This window comes from Chryseobacterium sp. MMS23-Vi53 (assembly GCF_047651245.1).
Classification (GTDB): domain Bacteria; phylum Bacteroidota; class Bacteroidia; order Flavobacteriales; family Weeksellaceae; genus Chryseobacterium.
Genome location: NZ_CP180265.1, coordinates 2,685,990 through 2,703,802 on the forward strand (window position 1 = coordinate 2,685,990; position 17,813 = coordinate 2,703,802).

The following is a 17,813-nucleotide window of genomic DNA, read 5'->3' on the forward strand; positions in this document are numbered from 1 at the left end:
TTAATTACCTTCCAAATTGGTCATATTTATCCTCCGCATATTTTATAAAACGATTCAACAATGCAACATTTTCCTTTTCCATCGGCGAAAGATCATTATCTACATTATTAGACACAGGAATATACCAGTCTGTTTGCTCGAAAAAGTTTCTGTATGTTGCTTTTTTAAAGGAATAACCATGTCTCGCAAAAACAGAATTCTTGATGATTTCCATGTCCAGTTTTCGAAGGTTTTTAAGGTCTTTTTCCGTTAATTTCTGCTTCGAAGCATTGATTTTGAATACAGCATCAGAAGCAACTCTATTTTTGGAGGTCGTATATTTTTCTGTTTTTCCGGTTTCTTCATCGGTATATTTTTCAACAAAATTTTTCGGATTTTCCCAATCGATGAGGTCGTTGTCTTCACTTAACATGAAGTTGGGATTGTAAACGAACTCTTTTTTGATCAGCTTTAAAGTCTTCACAGGAGCTTTTACAGCAGATTTATTGAAAACATTCCAGTTTCCTGTTAAGCTGTCACCGTTTAATTTTACTTCAAATCTACCATCGGTTTTGTCATTTCCAGGTTCATCCAAAACAAAAGATTTTGTAGCATCATTAAAAACACCTCTGAATGGTCTTTGGTTTCCGTTCACAATGCTTTGTCCATAAACACTGTCTTTTGTAATTCGATTGATTTTTAAAGCAATTTTTTTATAATCAACACCTTCATATTCTTCGCCATCTTCGGACTGCAGCATGGCTTTTCCTGCAAATTCTCCCATGTAAATTCCATAATATTCCTTATGAATTTCCGGAGCTACAACCGAATCTTTCTTTGCTGTAAGACTATCTTTCGAAGAATCTGTTGTTTTTCCATCTTTTTTACAACCGATTAAAGTGATCGTAAATAAAGAAATCAATGTTAATTTTAAAATTTTCATATGTAATTTGTTATTGATTTTTAATTTTTAATAGTTACATGTAATCGCTTAATGACAAGTTGCTTTAAAAGAAATAGAAAAGCGATTTCATAGATATTTTTTTATGATTAAATATTCAATTAAAATAATATTGGGAATCCAGCCCAACCAAGCAATGATTTGATAAACATCCATAGGATTCGGGTGAAATAAATATACAATAATTACTTTCCACATTCTCAATGTAATAGCTGAAATCGTAAGCGCAAAACTTCGCCACATCCATTGTTTGTGCTCTTTGAATTTTTTCTGTCGTGCTAATTGGTAAGCTTTAAATGTTGAAAACCACCAAAGACAACCCAAAATCAGGAAAGAAATTTTGGAGTATATTCCGCCATTTGCAAAAAATCCCATATAAATTCCCGATGGAGCAGCAAAAAGTAAAATCATAAAAATATAAATCTTTCCTGCATTTTTATGAAAACTCTTTAATCTAAAATCTTTTCTGAGAATGGCCAAAAATCCGGTCAGTAAAACAAAAATACTTGTGTAAACATGAGTGTAGAAAAAGTAAAGATATTCTTTTCTGGCAGTAACTTCTGATTGTTTAATCATCAAAAAACTGACACTCTTTTTAATCGGAATATATTCTAAAGTAATTTTTAGCATCAGCCAAAAAAAATATCCGAACCCAATGATTAAAAGGATTTTTAAAGTGTTCGAAATATTTTTTTTGACTGAGATCATTTAGTGTTTATTATTTATCATCAAAAAAATCCATCACTAGCGAATTGAAAAGCTCAGGCTTTTCCACAACCACAGAATGTGATGAATTCGGAATAATTGCCAATTGACCTTTAGGAATCGATTCTGCAATTTTTACTGTATGCTCTGTTTTTATGACATCTTTATCCCCAGCCATTATTAATGATGGACATTGGATTGCTTTCAAATCTTCATATTTTAAATTTGGATATTTAAGGTCCAAATTATAAAGATCAATATACACATCATTCTTATGATCCTTATTTTCCTTGATAAGTCGAGCTAAAGTTTCTTTTAGATCTTTTATCTCGTCATCTTTCAGACCTTCCGGAAAAATATTTGCTCCAGAACAAGCAATTTTGTCGATTAAATCAGGATACTTTAATGCCATTAAAATTGCTAAAATACCGCCATCACTCCAGCCAAGAATTTTTACTTTTTTAATGTTTTGCTGATCTAAAAATTTTTTCAAATCTTCCACCTGAATATCAAAAGTTAGCTCTTTCGTTTTATCATAGGTAGATTTTCCCCTTTCTCTACAATCAACGATAATTACTTTATATTTTTTTGAGAAATCGTCGACTTGATTCATAAATGCGCTGATAGACTGTCCGTTTCCATGAAGCATCAACAGAGGTTCTCCTTCACCGTAGGTTTCATAGTACATTTTGATCCCGTTTACGTCTGCAAACTTCCCGTTAGGCATGCTTCCGATAATATTTTCGCCCTTTATCAATAATGATTTTTTTCCGTTAAAAGGTTTATTTTCTGAAGTTGTAATCGTGAAGTTTTTCACATTTACGATTTTATTTCTTCCAATTCCTTCAGACCAAATATTATCAACAGCTAGATCCTCTTCAAAACCACTGTTTTTCAATGGAACTTGAATCCATTTATTCTTTCCACTGCTTACTTCAAGTTGAAAATCATCAAAATAAAAATCACCGTTGCCTTTTGTATAAGCACCGATATTTAAAGTTTTTGCATTCGAATCAATCGTACCTTCAATGGTGAATTTTTTCCATTCAGGAGTAACATTTATATTGGAATAAGCCTGATTTTCAAAGAATCCAACAGTATTATCCAGTTTATCAACTCTTGCCCAAATCGCACATTGAGAATCTCCTCTTTCATCTCTTCTGATTTTTGCCGAAGCACGGAATTTCCAGTTTTGTTTATTTTCCACATTTAAAGATTGTACAAGTGAAGTCCAATCTGACACTTTTTTCTTCTGAGCGAATACAAAGAATGACAATACTAGTGATGAAAGTAAAATAATTTTTTTCATATTTGTTTTATTATAAGTTGTTTAAATCCTGCGCAATCAACCAAGCTTCGCTCCAGCAAGCCTGAAAATTAAATCCGCCGGTTACCGCATCAATATTAAGGACTTCTCCGGCAACGTAAAAATTAGGCAGAATTTTTGAAGTCATGTTTTTAAAGTTAATTTCCTTTAAATCAACACCTCCCGCAGTCACAAACTCATCTTTAAAAGTAGATTTTCCGGTAACATTGAATTTCTTTTTACACAAGTTTTCAAGAATCGTCTGCATTTCTTTTCCTGAAATCTGAGCAATCTGTTTATTTAAATCAACTTTAGAAACTTCCAAAATTCTCTGCCAAAAACGATTCGTCACCTCAAAAATTTTCGATTGTCCGATGGTTTTCTTTGGATTCGATTGTTTAAAATTCTGAAACAATTCTTCTGCATCATCCATCGATTTTGAAATGAAATTAACCGCGATTTCAAAGTTATATTTTACTTTCGCCAAATTAATTGCTTCCCACGCGGAAATTTTCAAAATGGCAGGTCCCGAAAGTCCCCAATGTGTAATAATCATAGGTCCGCTCTCTTCTGTTTTCAGCTTCGGAATAGAGGTTTCTGCCATTTCAAAACTTGTTCCAGCAATGTCCTTTAGCAAATCATCTTTAATATTAAATGTAAAAAGAGACGGAACCAGATCAACAATTTTATGACCTAAATTTTCGATCATTTTTAATGATTTTGGAGAGCTTCCGGTTGTGTAAATCACAAAATCGGCTTCAAAATCGCCTAAGCTTGTCTTAACTAAATATCTTTCATCAATTTTTTCTATTTCCTTGACAGAGCATTTTGTTTTTACTTCAACATTTTTTTTCTGAATTTCATTCAAAAAAGTATTGATAATTGTTTGTGAAGAATTGCTTTCCGGAAAAATTCTGTTGTCATTTTCTATTTTCAACGAAACTTTACGTTGATCGAACCAATCCATCGTATCTCCAGGTTGAAATTTGGTGAAAACACTCAATAATTCCTTATTTCCACGAGGGTAAAACTGAACCAGTTCTTTCGGATCAAAACAAGCGTGAGTCACATTACAACGACCTCCCCCCGAAATTTTAACTTTCTGAAGGACATCTGAATTCTGTTCGAGAATGGTAATTTTATATTTTTTTTCGTCTAGATTGGATGCCGCAAAAAATCCCGCTGCACCGCCTCCGATAATGATAATTCGTTTCATATTTTTATTAATCTTATGCTCAAGATTATTTTTACAAAACTACAATTTTTATAAACCATCTTATTTGAGTAATTTTGAAGAATATAATTTTTATGAATCATAACGCTGAAAATTATTAACCACAAAAGTCACAAAAGTTTTTTAAGTTGCTTTTTAATAGTAAAAAAGAACACATTAGTTTTGAAAATCTTTGATTTTCTTCTTATGTGAACTTCTATGCGATTTAATTTAACTTATTTGTTCTAAAGTGTTAAAAAACTTTTGTGACTTTTGTGGTGAAGAAATTTAAAGTTCATTATTAAAACAAAATTTAAATGATATTCTACCATAAATTCGAAGTTCGTTGGAGTGATCTCGATGCCAACAAACATTTAGCAAATTCATCTTACGTTCAATATTGTGCACAAACAAGAATGGCTTTCATGAAGCTGGAAAAAATGGGAGTTACGCAAATGAGTCGTTGGGGAATTGGTCCTGTGATTATGCACGAAAGATTTTCTTTTTTCAAAGAAATATTTGCAGATCAAACGGTTATCGTAAGCCTTGAGGTGGATGCATGTGCGGAAGATTGTTCTATCTATCGTTTTGTTCACAAATTTTACACTCCGGAAGGAGAACACTGTGCAACTTCTGAAGCTACAGGTGTTTGGATCGATACGATGCTGAGAAAAATGACAACCCCGCCGGATGATGTGGTAGAAGCGATCAATAAATATAAAACTCCGAACACGGTGGTTCTGACGAGAGAAGATTTCAAAAAATTGCCTTTCCGTCCGGAAAATATTGATCCGTCGGTGTTTGCTTAGAAGGGTTTTGAGTTTAGTATGACTCATTACCAATTACTCATTATTTTAATTAAAAGATATGTTTGAAGATAAAGAACAGGAATTAACGCCGATTTCCAAATTAGGAGAATTTGGCTTAATTAAACATCTAACCGAATTTTTTCCTTTATCCAATGAATCTTCGGAACTTGGAGTGGGAGATGATGCAGCAGTCATTAATCCTGAAAATAAAAAAGTTGTTTTAACGACGGACGTTCTGGCAGAAGGTGTGCACTTCAATTTGGGATATGTACCGTTGAAACATTTAGGCTATAAAGCAGTTGTTGTGAATCTTAGCGATATTGCAGCAATGAATGCAACCCCGACACAGATTTTGGTTTCTTTGGCCGTTTCAAATCGTTTTCCGGTGGAAGCCTTGGAAGAAATTTATTCCGGAATTCAAGCGGCTTGTGGAATATATAAAGTTGACTTAATCGGTGGTGATACAACGAGTTCTAATGCAGGACTTGTAATGAGCATCACGGCAATCGGAATCGAGAACGAAGAAAATATTGTTAGAAGAAGTACAGCAAAACCAAACGATCTGCTTGTGGTAACAGGTGATTTGGGAGGTGCTTATATGGGGCTTCAGATTTTGGAAAGAGAACATGCAGTTTTCTTGGCAGATCCGAATATGCAGCCTGAAATGGAAGGGTATGACTATATTCTTGAAAGACAGCTAAAGCCTGAAGCAAGAACAGATGTAAAGGGAATTCTGGAGCAATTAGACATTAAACCAACTTCTATGATTGATATTTCGGATGGGTTGGCTTCGGAAATTCTACACCTTTCGGATCAGTCAAATGTTGGTTTCAGATTGTACGAAGAAAAAGTTCCGATGGATAATCTGACGATCACGACGGCGGATGAATTTAATTTAAATCCTGTCATGACGGCTTTAAGTGGAGGAGAAGATTACGAATTATTGTTCACGATTTCACCAAATGATTTTGATAAAATTAAAAATCACCCGGATTTTACCATTATTGGTCATGCCGTTGAAAAAGAGGATGGTAATTTTATGGTTGCGAGAGGTTCTAATCAGTTAGTTGCTTTGACGGCGCAGGGTTGGGATGCTTTTTTGGGAAATCAGCAGGGATAGATTTATCCTAATTTAAATATAAAAAAACCACTGCAATTGCAGTGGTTTTTTTATGATCAGATTTATTTGATCATTAATTTTTCTTAATATCCGCTTTTGCGTCCTGATAAGTTTTATCTATAGCATTTGCTCCTTTTTTAGCGGTTTTCTTAGTCCAGTTTGCTGCGTTTTTTACACCTTTTTTTGTGGCATCATAGCCTTTTTCGGCTGTTTTTCCGGTCCATTCTGCGCCATCTTTAACGGCTGTTCCTACTTTTTTAGCATCTTTTTTTATTTCTTGCTTTACTGGCTCGGTTTTTTGTGCAGATACACCAATTCCAAATAAAAGAATCACTGCAGCTGAAAATAATCTCTTTTTCATTTTTTAAATTTTTGTTTTATAGTTTGTTTTCAAAAATCAGACCATAATTTTTTAAATGAATTGTAATATTTTTACTTTGTTATGATCGCAAATAAAAAAGACTGTCTCAAAGACAGCCTTTTAACTTTTATAGAATAATATTACGCTTTCGCAATATTCAAAATTACCTCCATTGCTTTCTCCATACTTTCCAAAGCTACATACTCATAAGGTCCGTGAAAGTTAATTCCTCCCGCAAAAATATTCGGACAAGGAAGTCCCATGTAAGACAATTGCGCTCCGTCAGTTCCTCCTCGAATTGCTTTGATTTTCGGCTCGATTCCGGCTTCTTTCATCGCTTCTGCTGCAATATCAATGATGTGCATTTTTCCTTCAAACTGCTGCTTCATGTTTCTGTATTGCTCTTTAATTTCAACTTCAGCCGTTCCAGCTCCGTGTTTTGCATTAAATTCAGCAACTTTTTCTTCCATGAATTTCTTTCTTGCCTCAAATTTATCAGCATCGTGATCACGGATGATGTATTGTAACTTAGCCTCAGAAATATCTGCATTTAAGTCCATTAAATGATAAAACCCGTCAAAACCTTTTGTTGTTGCCGGAGTTTCATTTGCTGGAAGAGATTGAGCAAATTCAGCAGCTAAAAGAACAGCATTGATCATTTTTCCATACGCATAACCTGGGTGAACGCTCAATCCGTGGATTTTCACAACAGCTCCAGCCGCGTTGAAGTTTTCGTATTCCAGTTCTCCAACTTCTCCACCGTCCATTGTATAAGCGAATTCTGCTCCGAATTTAGCCACATCAAATTTATGTGCACCTCTTCCTATTTCTTCATCAGGCGTAAATCCAACGGCAATTCTTCCGTGCTTAATTTCAGGATGAGCAATCAGATATTCCGCAGCAGTCACGATTTCTGCGCAACCCGCTTTGTCGTCTGCTCCAAGAAGAGTGTTTCCGTCAGTTGTAATTAAAGTCTGACCGATATATTTTTTTAAACTTTCAAATTTTGAAGGAGATAAAGTAAATCCTGTTGTTTGATTTAAAACCAAATCATTTCCGTCATAATTTTCCCAAACCTGCGGTTTTACATTTTCCCCGCTGAAATCCGGTGAAGTATCATAATGTGAAATAAATCCAATCGTCGGTTTGTCATCATTTTCAAGGTTTGAAGGCACGTAACCCATGATATAACCGTTCTCATCAATCGATACATTTTCAAGACCGATCGTTTTCAGTTCTTCAACAATGTAGTTTGCGATATCCCACTGTCTTTCCGTAGAAGGCGTTGTTTCGCTCTCAGCGTCACTCGTTGAATATATTTTTACATAACTAAGAAAACGATTCAGTAATTTTTCTTTCCACAATGGGTTGAATTCTATTGCGCTCATTATTAGATTAAATTTTTACAAATATACAACGTAAAAAGTTCTTAGCTTTAACTATTCTTAATGTTCATGCTCTCCCGAATTCGTCAGTTTTGCATTCACAAAAAAAGCACCTTTTACCACAATTTTAGCATTGTCAGGAATTGAATTTACCGCAGTAATTGCCGTATAACCCATATCCGATGAACCTTTCACAACTTCAATCTTCTCAAAATTCATTGTTTTTGAATGTTCTTGGGATTCTTTTTCGTTGCCCTTTTCCTCGGAATGTTCTTCCGCTTTTTTATTGGTCTGAACAAAAACATAATATTTTCCATCTGCTTCTACAATAGCATCCGTAGGAATTGCGGGAGTTGTGCTTTTGTCTAAGCTTACAATTCCGGTGATATTCATTCCGTCGATTAAACCCAATTTATTTCCCGTAACATTGGCGTGAACGGATATTGTTTTGCTCTCATTTTCAAATGAAGAACCAATGCTGTAAATCGTTGCATCATATTCTGTTTCAGGATTATTGGTGAGTTTAAAATGAACGATCTGTCCGACTTTCATTTTGGGTAAATCTTTCTCAAAAACTTGTAAATCAAGATGAATCGAATTGTTATCAATAATATCTAAAACAGGCGAAGAAACATCAACATAGCTTCCAATTTGTGCATTAATATTACTAATCGTTCCGCTAATTGGACAGGTAATCACCAAACCCGATCGCAGATTTCTATTATTTACTTTCCCCGGACTGATTCCCATCATCTGCAACTGTCTCTGCAACGATGATTTTTGAGTTCTTAAACTTTTCAATTCTGCATCCGCACTTTGAAGGTTTTTTTTCGCTCCTGCATCGTTATCGAAAAGTTCTTTTTGTCTTCTGAATTCCTGCTCGGCAAAGGCAATTCGGCTGTTTGCCATAAGATATTGCTCCTGTAACTGAATATATTCCGGATTGCTGATCGTTGCCAAAACCTGACCTTTTCTCACAAAATCCCCAATCTGTACATTGATGGTTTTAATAACTCCGCCGTACAGAGAAGTCACGGTTGCTTTTCTGTTATTCGGAACCCTCAACAACCCATTGGCTTTGATGGTTGAGGTTAATTCTTTCATTTCGACGGTTTGTAACGTCACTCCGACCGATTTCATCTGCTCCTCGGTAAGAGAAGCGATGGTTTGCGGTGCTTCTTCGTGGTTAGCTTCTGTTTGTTCGGTTTTTAATTCTCCCTGATCTTCTGATGCTACCTTTTTTCCACAACTCACGGCAAAAAAAGAGATGAAAACGAGAGATAAAATATGATATTTGATGTTCATTTTATTGATTAATTATTGAATTGATGATAATTACGGACTCATTCACTTTCTGAATAGATTCCAGATATTTAAGTTGAATATGGGTTGCGGTTTGCAGTGCAAAAAGATATTCCACATAAGAAATTTCGCCGGTTTTATAACCCAATTGTCCTGCTTTTGTAATTTTTTCAGCATTTGGAATGGCTTGATTTACGTAATATTCATACTGTTTTACATCTTGCTGATATTGGTTGAAAGCATTTTCCAATTGAGTCTCCAATTGTTTTTGCTGAAGTTTGGCATTGGATTCCGCCATTTGTTTTTGAAGTTCCCATGACTGCATTCTCGCTTTTGTCGCTCCGAAAGTCAAAGGAATCGCAACACCAATTGTCGCGGAATGAAATCTATTTCCGCCATTGAAATACTGTTCCATCCCATTTACATTTTGAAAACCAATCAAAGACTGATTGGTGTATCCGATGGTAAATTCAGGAAGACCTTGCGATTTTTCGACATTTTTATTCTTTTCGGCAATTTCCATTTCCTGATAAAAAGCTTTCACAGTAGGATGTTTTGCAATTGAAGCGCTATCTAGAACATAATCAGCTTTCAAGGGTTCATAATTTCGATTAAAGGGAACTTCAATATTTTCGTTTGTATTTAATATTGTCTTTAAATTTTTATAGGCATTCATCAAATACACTTCATTTTGTTTTAGCAGTAAATTAATTTCTCCTTTTTGCGTTTCAGCCGTATTAATTTCAATCTTTTTAATGTCTCCGGCTTTAAATCTTACCGTCGCAATTCGGATAAAATCCTGATAAAGACTGTCTAAATTTTTCAATTTTGATTGATTATACTGCAGATATTCAATCTGATAATAATAAGTTCGAACTTGTTTTGCCAATTCATTCACCGAAATTTCTTTGTTGATTTGCTTGCCTTTAATTTCTTCATTTATCAACTCTTTTCTGGCTTTAAACAAAGTAGGAAACGGGATACTCTGCGAAATCGAAAAAGACTGGTCAAATTTGCGACTGTTATATTGCCCCAATTGTGCATCAAAATTCATTTTCGGAAGCTCGTTCGCTGTTGATTTCAACGCTTCCGTGGATTGAATGTCGAGGTCTTTAGATTTAATTAAATGATTGTTATTCAATGCCATTTGTGTTGCTTCTTCAATCGTTAAAGACGTTCCTTGTTGTGCTTTAAAAGTCTGGCTTAAACTTAAAAAACCTAGAATAACAATCGATGCAAAAGGTTTTCTAAAATTATTTTTAAAATTAATTTTTGTATTAAAAATAATATACAACATCGGTAAAACAAACAACGTAAGGAAAGTTGCGGTTACCAAACCACCGATGACAACGGTTGCCAATGGTTTCTGAACTTCCGCACCTGCGCCAGTGGAAATCGCCATCGGTAAAAAGCCTAATGAAGCCACGGTTGCGGTCATTAAAACTGGTCTTAATCGGGTTTTTGTTCCTTCTAAAACACGGTTTAAAATGTTCGTTTCGCCGTCTTTTTCCAACTGATTGAAAGTTCCGATCAAAACAATTCCGTTGAGAACCGCAACTCCAAACAATGCAATAAACCCAATTCCCGCACTGATACTGAAAGGCATTTCTCTCAACAACAAAGCAAACACACCTCCGATTGCACTCATCGGAATCGCGGTGAAAATCAATGCAGCTTGTTTGAAGGAGTGGAAAGTGAAATACAACAGCATGAAAATCAATAATAACGAAACCGGAACTGCAATCATCAATCGTTTGCTGGCTGCTTTCAGATTTTCGAATTGTCCGCCATAGGTAAAATAATATCCGGAAGGCAACTTGATTTTTTTGTCTAATTTCTCCTGAATTTCTTCTACAACGCTTTCTACATCACGATCTTTTACATTAAAACCGATCACAATTCTTCGTTTTCCTGCTTCACGACTAATTTGCGCCGGACCCAATTTATAACTGATATTCGCCACCTGTGAAAGCGGAATTTGCGCTCCGGAATTCGTAGAAATCATCAGATTATTCACATCATCAATATTCGTTCGGTGAAGGCTGTCTAATCTTACAACTAAGTCAAATCTTCTCTCATTTTCAAAAACCTGACCTGCGGATTGTCCTGCAAAGGCGGTGCTTACGGCATTATTTACGTCTTCAATATTCAATCCGTAATTTGCCATTCGGGTTCTGTCGTATTCCACATTAATTTGCGGAAGTCCGCTCACTCTTTCAATTTGCGGAGAAGTTGCTCCTTTTACAGATTGAATCACTTTGGCTGTTTTATCTGCATAAATTCCTAAAGAATCGAGATTTTCGCCAAAAATTTTCACGGCAACATCCTGCCGAATTCCGGTCATTAATTCATTAAAACGCATTTGGATTGGCTGATTTTTCTCAAAAAATACTCCGGGAATGGTTTCCAGTTTTTCGGAAATTTCGTCTGCTAATTCTTCATAGGATTTTTTAGTTTTCCATTCGTTTTGAGGATTTAATACAACAATAAGGTCACTGGCTTCAGGCGGCATCGGATCGGTTGGAACTTCGGCTGCTCCGGTTTTTCCAACGACCATTTTTACTTCATCAAATTGTTTAATAATTCTGGAGGCTTGCATCGAAGTTTCAATACTTTGAGTCAACGAACTTCCTTGCGGTAAAATACAGTGAAAAGCGTAATCTCCTTCTTGCAATTGAGGAATGAACTCACCACCCATTTTATTGAAAATGAATAAAGTAAGAACAAATAAAGCTGCGGTTGCACCAACCAGCCAATATTTTACTTTTAATGTTTTTTCTAATAAAGGCTGATAAATTTTCTGCAGTTTATCCATCATTTTATCCGAAAAAGTTTCTTTGTTTGATACTTTTTTAGACAAAAACAAAGCGCTCATCATCGGAATGTAGGTCAATGAGAGAATCAATGCTCCCAAAATCGCAAATCCTACAGTTTTTGCCATTGGTGTAAACATTTTCCCTTCAACACCAACCAATGTTAAGATAGGAATGTAAACAATCAAAATAATGATTTCTCCAAACGCTGCACTGCTTCGAATTTTTGAGGCAGAAAGAAAAACTTCCTCATCCATTTCAGCTTGCGTAAGAATTTTGGCACTTTTTCTTAAACCTAAATGATGCAAAGTGGCTTCAACGATAATCACAGCTCCGTCGACAATTAGCCCAAAATCGATCGCACCTAAACTCATCAAATTAGCGCTCACTCCGAAAACATTCATCATTCCCAAGGCAAATAAAAGAGAAAGTGGTATGGCTGAAGCTACAATCAATCCTGCTCTGAAATTTCCGAGGAAAAGAACGAGTACGAAAATGACGATCAGAGCGCCTTCAATTAAGTTTTTTTCGACAGTATTGATGGCTCTTCCTACCAAATCTGTTCTGTCTAAAAAAGGTTCAATCACAACATCATCGGGGAGCGACTTCTGAATGGTCGGAATTTTTTCTTTGATTTTTTGAACCACTTCGTTGCTGTTTGCTCCTTTTAGCATCATAACAACACCGCCAACAGCGTCTACTTCTCCATTGTAAGTCAATGCACCATAACGAACAGCGTGACCTAGACCAACATTCGCAACATCTTTAATGAAAATCGGAACACTCCCTGTTTCATTTTTTACCGCAATATTTTTGATGTCTTCCAACGAAGTCACCATCCCAATTCCGCGAATGAAATACGCGTTTGGCTTTTTATCAATATAAGCTCCACCGGTATTTTGATTATTTTTTTCCAAAGCCGTAAAGATATCTGTAATACTGATTCCCATTGCTTTCAAACGATCGGGATTGATAGCGACTTCGTATTGTTTTAATTCACCGCCAAAACTGTTGATTTCTGCAACTCCGGGTGTTCCATTGAGTTGTCTGCGGACAATCCAGTCCTGCATGGTTCTCAATTCTTTACTGTTATATTTTTTTTCGCTTCCTTTTTTCGGGTGAAGAATATACTGATAAACTTCGCCAAGACCGGTACTTACCGGAGCCAATTCAGGAGTTCCCACACCTTTCGGAATTTCTTCTGAGGCTTGCTTTAATTGTTCATTAATGAGCTGTCGGGCAAAATAAACATCAACATTTTCTTTAAAAACAACAGTAATAACGGATAATCCGAATCTTGAAATACTTCTGGTTTCCTCGATATCAGGAATATTAGCGATACTTTGTTCGATCGGAAAAGTAACCAGTTGTTCTACTTCCTGACCTGCCAAAGTGGGACATACGGTAATGATCTGAACCTGATTGTTGGTGATATCAGGTACAGCATCGATGGGTAATTTGGATGTGCTCCAGGTTCCCCAAATAATTAATAACAAGGTCATAATACCAATGACAATCTTGTTTTTGATACTGAATTTTATAATTTTATCTAACACAAATTGAGATTTAATTTGTGATTGTCTGTTTTTTGAACACAAAGGACACGAAGATTTTCTTTAACAGCTAATTTGTTTTTAGGTTCACAAAGGCGCTTCGCTTAACAAAGATGTAAAAAGCAGACAATCAATTAATTTTAATTGAAAGTGCAATCTCTATCATTAAAAGTAATAGGATGCAAAAATATCACGAAGATCTCTGCAACGATATTGCAAAGTTTCATGAAATGTTTAAAATCAATTGATTAAATCTTAGGCGGTTGCCAAATGTGATCGTAGACTTGGTATGCGAAGTTGTTCTTCCGGAAAAGAATTTTCTTAGAAAAATAAGCTTGAACTTGCTCAGGAAACTCAATAAGAGGGTCAGATTTAAAAGAGGTTACTGTAATTTGACAGCAATTGCAAGAGCATAAAGGCGAACAAACATCACTTTTATCTTTCGAATGCGTATCCGTCTGAAAAGTCACCTGCAAAACTTCATTAATGCTCGGAGACTGGGCATGAACATCACTGCATGGTACTAAAGATAGCACCATAAAGTAAATAGTAAGCAACAGTCTGAGAATGTTCATGCAACAAAAGTATACATTTTCTTTAAGAAATTAAATTAATTAAGATTTCTTAACGGAATTGTGATTTCAGAGAATGTATTCGGCGCTGAATATTTATGATCGAAATTATAAATCACATATAAACATTTGAGAATCAAAATAATGTTAGATTCGTGTATGTCGTATACTAAATTGTTTAGTTTTATTATATTTGAGAAAATCTAAAAGTAAAATGTTTCTTACTGAATGTCCGCGTGATGCAATGCAGGGTTGGGGCGAATTTATCCCCACAGATAAAAAAATAGATTATATCAACTCTTTGATGGATGTTGGTTTTGATGTATTGGACTGTCTGAGTTTTGTATCTCCAAAAGCGATCCCACAAATGGCAGACTCTGATGAGGTTGCTGAAAATATCGATAAATCCAGATCTAATACAAAGGTTTCCGCGATTGTAGCCAATTACAGAGGTGCTGAAAAAGCTTTAAAGCATCAATCGGTAGATATCATCGGTTTCCCGTTTTCTATTTCCGAAACTTTTCAACATAGAAATACCAATAAAAATCAGGAGGAAGCTTTTACGGAAATTATTAAAATGTTGGAGCTGGTAAAAAGTGAAAACAGACAATTAAACATCTATTTTTCAATGGCTTTCGGGAATCCTTATGGCGAAATGTGGAAATGGGAAGATGTAGATTTCTGGGCACAGAGATTTTCGGAAATTGGAATTAAAGATATCTTATTGTCTGATACAACGGGAGTTGCGACACCAGAAACGATCTCTCTTTTGTTCGAGAAAATACCTTCAAAATATCCTGAGATTAATTTTGGAGGACATTTTCATAATCGTTATGAAGATTCTTATTCTAAATTGAAAGCGGCTTATGATAAGGGCTGCAGAAGATTCGACAGTGCAATCAAAGGAATCGGAGGCTGTCCGATGGCAAAAGATGATCTGGTTGGAAATATGCCGACAGAACAGGTGATCAATTTTATGAGTGTGGAAAAGGCTCCTCATAAATTGAATTTGCTGAATTTCGAAAGTTCATACAATAAAGCGAAAGATATTTTTCATTTTTAAGACATAGTCTTCTTGAATTTTAATTAAAATTATAAAAATGACTTCAAAAGTTACATATATCGGAGATTTAAGATGTTCGGCAGAGCATTTACAATCCGGAACTCTTATTGAAAGTGATGCTCCGACAGACAACCACGGAAAAGGAGAAAAGTTTTCTCCAACCGATCTGTGCGCGACTTCTTTGGCGGAATGTGCACTTACAACCATTGCCATTTTAGGTAAAGAAAAAAATATCAATATCGACGGAGCTTATTGCAACCTTCAAAAGATTATGAAAACTGAACCAAGAAGAATTGGTGAAATTGTATGCAATTTTGTGTTTTCAGGCTCATACTCAGATAAAGAGAAAGCTTTTATAGAGGAAACGGCGCACAATTGCCCTGTTGCGAAAAGTCTTCATCCGGATTTGGTACAGACCATGATTTTCATTTATCAGTAAATATTTTAAAACCTTAGAGCTTTTCTGAGGTTTTATATTTTAAGTGAATAAAAATCAATAGGAGCGGACTTTAGTCCGCTTTATTATTACAACACAAATAGGCTTTAGCCAAAATATATTTAAAACCACCAAAAAAATCAACAAAATGTCACCAATAATCACTCCATCTGAATTTAAAAACCTCCCAACCGAAAATCTCATCATCTTAGATGCAAGAGTAGGGAAAGATGCTCATCAAAATTATTTGAATAAGCATATTAAAAGTGCAAGATTCATCGATTTAGATAAAGATTTGGCGGAAATTGGCGAGGATGCTGCTTTTAGTGGAAGACATCCGCTTCCGAGTGTGGAAAAATTTGCAGAAACACTTTCCAATCTAGGAATTTCAGAAGATTCGCATGTTGTTGTATATGATGATAAAAACGGTTCAAATGCTGCGGCAAGAGCTTGGTGGATGTTGAAATCTTTTGGGTTAAAAAATGTTCAGGTTTTAGATGGTGGATTTCAAAATGCTGAAAAAGAAAATGTTGAGTTTTCAGCAGGTGGAGAAATTTTCGAAAAATCAGAAGTAATAAAAAAAGAAAACTGGCTTCTTCCTACTTCAACTTTGGAAACTGTTGAAAATGAATTAATAAACAATTCATCAACGGTAATTGATGTAAGAGATGCTTATCGCTACAATGGAGAATCTGAACCTATTGATTTGATCGCAGGACACATTCCTGGAGCAATCAACATTCCTTTTTCTGAAAATTTGGATGAACATGGAAATTTCTTAAAACCGGAAATTTTAAAAGAAAAATATACAGAATTATTGAAAGATAAACCGGAAAATTTAATCATTCATTGCGGATCGGGAGTAACGGCTTGCCACACTATTTTAGCTTTGAATTATGCAGGTTTCCCAATACCGAATTTATACGTCGGATCCTGGAGCGAATGGAGTAGAAGGGAAGGAAAAGAGATTGCGAGAGAGGTTTAATAGAAATATTTGAACCATTAAGGAATGGTTTAAGAAGTTAAGTTTATTTAAGCAAATCACCTAATATTCTTAACAACTTAATTGATCTTAATGGTTTAAATTAAAGAAATTTAAAATTTTCAAAAAAATATTGTTTGAAAGTAAAATAAAAGGCTGCCAAAACTGACAGCCTATTTTATTTTTAATCCAAAATTAAAGCATTCCCAGCTCAAATTTGGCTTCTTCACTCATCATGTCCTTATTCCAGCTTGGTTCGAAAGTAAGTTCAAGATCAACACTTTTCACGTTTTCTACCTCTGCAACTTTGTCTTTTACTTCTTGTGGAAGTGTCTCTGCAACGGGGCAGTTGGGTGTTGTAAGTGTCATTATAATTTTCACATCCGCATCATCGGAAATCTGAACATCATAAACCAAACCCAATTCGTAGATATCTACCGGAATTTCAGGGTCATACACAGTTTTTAAAACACCGATGATTTCCTCACCGATGTCAGCAATCTGATCGTCTGTAAATTTCATTTTTTAATCTAAATTGATATACCTTTTCAACAAATCTTCCTGACGCATACGTCGGAAAACATTTGCCAAAGTTAAGACATCTTTTTCACAATAGTCAACTATTCTTTGCAAGTCTTTTTCTATGTAGTAGATTGATGAAACCATTGAGCCGTCGATATCGTCTTTAGGAGTCGGAATTCCGAAAAGATGTGCCAGTAATTCCAGCGAAACAAAACTTTTATAGTCTCCGAATTTCCAAAGTTCCATGGTGTCAATGTGAGGTATTTCCCAAGGCTTTTTCCCAAACATCTGGAAAGGAGTCGGAGGCATAATTCCATTAATTAAATACCGCCTTGCAATCCATGGAAAGTCAAATTCTTTTCCATTGTGGGCGCAAAGAATCACATCACGAAGTCTCTGACTGTTAAATATTTCACCAAATTCTAACAGCATCTTCTTTTCATCGTCATCTGCAAAACTTTTGATTTTCAGCGTGTCATTTTTTTCGACCATTCCGATGGTGATGCAGATAATTTTACCGAATTCTGCCATAATTCCGGCTCTTTCCGGATAAAATTCTTCTGCGGAAACTTCATCTTTTCTTTGAAATCTTGTCTTTTTATCCCAAAGCATTTGCTCGGTTTCGGATAAAGCTTCCCATGTTTCGAAGCCTGGAACTGTTTCAATATCAAGGAATAAAATTCTTTCTATTGGAATTTTTTGTATCATTAAATTTCTTCTTTAATCGATCA

At 35.3% G+C, this 17,813-nt stretch carries 16 protein-coding genes; 5 read left to right on the forward strand and 11 right to left on the reverse strand.

From position 1 onward, the window contains the following. Positions 1–4: 4 nt before the first annotated feature. From ACKX2A_RS11995 to ACKX2A_RS12010, 4 genes are all read right to left on the reverse strand, one after another. Entirely contained in the window at positions 5–922 is a 918-nt protein-coding gene (locus ACKX2A_RS11995; protein WP_415324893.1) for a YARHG domain-containing protein, read from the reverse strand. An 87-nt stretch (positions 923–1,009) separates the two neighbouring features. Next, complete coding sequence (locus tag ACKX2A_RS12000; protein WP_415324895.1) at positions 1,010–1,516, reverse strand: DUF2306 domain-containing protein; 507 nt, start codon at positions 1,514–1,516, stop codon at positions 1,010–1,012. A 142-nt stretch (positions 1,517–1,658) separates the two neighbouring features. After that, positions 1,659–2,954 carry an alpha/beta fold hydrolase gene (locus tag ACKX2A_RS12005; protein ID WP_415324896.1) on the reverse strand — a complete coding sequence of 432 codons (1,296 nt, stop codon included), beginning with the start codon at positions 2,952–2,954 and terminating at the stop codon, positions 1,659–1,661. A 10-nt stretch (positions 2,955–2,964) separates the two neighbouring features. Continuing rightward, positions 2,965–4,167: an NAD(P)/FAD-dependent oxidoreductase gene (locus ACKX2A_RS12010; RefSeq protein WP_415324898.1), complete on the reverse strand. Its 1,203-nt coding sequence runs from the start codon at positions 4,165–4,167 to the stop codon at positions 2,965–2,967. A gap of 314 nt (positions 4,168–4,481) precedes the next feature. Here ACKX2A_RS12010 and ACKX2A_RS12015 point away from each other — a divergent pair, with 314 nt between their 5' ends. Together ACKX2A_RS12015 and thiL are read left to right on the forward strand one after the other, a co-directional pair. Then, a complete protein-coding gene (locus ACKX2A_RS12015; RefSeq protein ID WP_415324899.1) occupies positions 4,482–4,973 on the forward strand; it encodes an acyl-CoA thioesterase in 492 nt (163 codons plus the stop codon). 58 nt (positions 4,974–5,031) lie between these two features. Further along, positions 5,032–6,093, forward strand: a complete 1,062-nt coding sequence (gene thiL, locus ACKX2A_RS12020; protein ID WP_415324901.1) for a thiamine-phosphate kinase — start codon at positions 5,032–5,034, stop codon at positions 6,091–6,093. A gap of 73 nt (positions 6,094–6,166) precedes the next feature. Here the strand turns inward: thiL and ACKX2A_RS12025 are convergent, their stop codons facing one another. The 5 genes from ACKX2A_RS12025 to ACKX2A_RS12045 all read right to left on the reverse strand — a co-directional run bounded on the left by ACKX2A_RS12025 (position 6,167) and on the right by ACKX2A_RS12045 (position 14,082). Next, positions 6,167–6,454, reverse strand: coding sequence for a hypothetical protein (locus tag ACKX2A_RS12025; RefSeq protein ID WP_415324903.1), 288 nt, complete (start codon positions 6,452–6,454; stop codon positions 6,167–6,169). Between the two features lie 140 nt (positions 6,455–6,594). Continuing rightward, a complete protein-coding gene (gene pepT, locus ACKX2A_RS12030) occupies positions 6,595–7,842 on the reverse strand; it encodes a peptidase T (protein ID WP_415324904.1) in 1,248 nt (415 codons plus the stop codon). A gap of 57 nt (positions 7,843–7,899) precedes the next feature. Next, a complete protein-coding gene (locus tag ACKX2A_RS12035; protein WP_415324906.1) occupies positions 7,900–9,144 on the reverse strand; it encodes an efflux RND transporter periplasmic adaptor subunit in 1,245 nt (414 codons plus the stop codon). A gap of 1 nt (position 9,145) precedes the next feature. Next, positions 9,146–13,510 carry a CusA/CzcA family heavy metal efflux RND transporter gene (locus tag ACKX2A_RS12040; RefSeq protein ID WP_415324908.1) on the reverse strand — a complete coding sequence of 1,455 codons (4,365 nt, stop codon included), beginning with the start codon at positions 13,508–13,510 and terminating at the stop codon, positions 9,146–9,148. A 245-nt stretch (positions 13,511–13,755) separates the two neighbouring features. Next, entirely contained in the window at positions 13,756–14,082 is a 327-nt protein-coding gene (locus ACKX2A_RS12045; RefSeq protein WP_415324909.1) for a DUF6660 family protein, read from the reverse strand. Positions 14,083–14,293: 211 nt separating this feature from the next. Here ACKX2A_RS12045 and ACKX2A_RS12050 point away from each other — a divergent pair, with 211 nt between their 5' ends. From ACKX2A_RS12050 to ACKX2A_RS12060, 3 genes are all read left to right on the forward strand, one after another. Then, positions 14,294–15,142, forward strand: a complete 849-nt coding sequence (locus ACKX2A_RS12050; RefSeq protein WP_415324911.1) for a hydroxymethylglutaryl-CoA lyase — start codon at positions 14,294–14,296, stop codon at positions 15,140–15,142. Positions 15,143–15,179: 37 nt separating this feature from the next. Next, positions 15,180–15,581 (forward strand): OsmC family protein, encoded by a 402-nt coding sequence (locus ACKX2A_RS12055; protein ID WP_415324913.1) that lies wholly within the window; start codon positions 15,180–15,182, stop codon positions 15,579–15,581. A gap of 145 nt (positions 15,582–15,726) precedes the next feature. Beyond that, entirely contained in the window at positions 15,727–16,563 is an 837-nt protein-coding gene (locus tag ACKX2A_RS12060) for a sulfurtransferase (RefSeq protein WP_415324915.1), read from the forward strand. Between the two features lie 192 nt (positions 16,564–16,755). Here the strand turns inward: ACKX2A_RS12060 and ACKX2A_RS12065 are convergent, their stop codons facing one another. Then, a complete protein-coding gene (locus tag ACKX2A_RS12065) occupies positions 16,756–17,082 on the reverse strand; it encodes an SUF system Fe-S cluster assembly protein (protein WP_072962257.1) in 327 nt (108 codons plus the stop codon). Positions 17,083–17,085: 3 nt separating this feature from the next. Beyond that, the gene (locus ACKX2A_RS12070; RefSeq protein ID WP_415324918.1) at positions 17,086–17,790 is read right to left on the reverse strand and encodes a 3'-5' exonuclease; all 705 of its coding nucleotides are present in this window, start codon (positions 17,788–17,790) and stop codon (positions 17,086–17,088) included. Between the last annotated feature and the right edge of the window lie 23 nt (positions 17,791–17,813).